Here is a 1,038-nt window from a genome sequence, read left to right as displayed (position 1 = left end):
CGCTGGCGCGTGCCGGGACTTCCAAAGGCGCGAGGATCGAGCCCATCGCCGTCGCAGGGGAAGAGTGCAGGGAGCGCAGCATCTTGATCGTGAAGGCGCCGGCGGGCTCGATCATTCCATTCCCAGCGACAACGAAGGCGCCGTTGAAATGCTGGCCGGCCGCGATGTTTCGGGTCGACTCGGTTCCGACCAGTTTGGCGCCCGTGAGCATGGCGACCACAGGTGCATCGAGTGCGTGGTCGAAGTGGGAGTGCGCCACCAGGATCGCCTGCACGTGCAACTTGGTGACGCCGCTTGCATCCAACACTTTCTCGATTAGGGCGGCATCCGGGGCGATGCGTCCAAAGAGGATCTGCAGGTAACCCGGGCGGGTGATGAAGCCGTCCGTGATGACGGCTTGCGTCCGGTCAGACAGCACGATGGTGGTCGTCCCAAAGAACGTGGCGTGCAGGCTCGGTTCATCGTCCGCACGCGATGAATTCGCTTCGAGGTAGCTATACCCGGCGAGGGCCGGGTGCGTGAGGGTGCCTCCGCAGACGCCAATGCCGGGCGCGAGGGCAGCTGATGCTAACAGCGAGGTGCGCAAGAGACGTCGAACAGCGGCCCAGGTCATGAGCATTCTCCGAAGGCTGCGAATCGACCTCCGTCCGCGGTCACCGCGCAACGTAGCAGGTGCTCGTGATAGTCGGGTCCTCGAGGGGAGGGCGCGCGTGGCATCGGACATTCGAGGTCTAGCCCCGGCGTTTGCGGAGCCGAGCTTCTATGGGGCATCCTGAATGCCCGAATACCCATGTGCCCCCCTTCACGTCGGCGCCTGAGGAATGCGGACTTGGTACTCCTCGTCCGCCAACAGCTGCTCTATATTGGGACTTGACCTTCGCGCGAAGCTCTGCTGCTCGCTGAAGTGATCACTAGCGCCGCAAATGCCTCCCCATCAAGCATTGCCCCTTCCGCAATCCAGGAATCAAGTTCCGCCTTGTTGCATGCGGCTCCAAGTGCGGACCGCACCTTGTCATGCACGCCGTTCATCACGCGAAT

2 protein-coding genes are annotated in these 1,038 nt (G+C 62.9%); both read right to left on the bottom strand.

The window, feature by feature from the left end; genetic code table 11:
* Positions 1-613, bottom strand: a 613-nt coding sequence (locus ACSFBL_RS35630; RefSeq protein WP_435520506.1) for an MBL fold metallo-hydrolase, incomplete at its 3' end; no start/stop codon positions are given.
* Between the two features lie 245 nt (positions 614-858).
* Positions 859-1,038: hypothetical protein (locus ACSFBL_RS35625; RefSeq protein WP_435520505.1), on the bottom strand; the 180-nt coding region annotated here is incomplete at its 5' end.

This window comes from Variovorax glacialis, assembly GCF_051216375.1.
GTDB lineage: Bacteria > Pseudomonadota > Gammaproteobacteria > Burkholderiales > Burkholderiaceae_C > Variovorax.
This window is presented reverse-complemented; position numbering and strand designations above follow the sequence as displayed.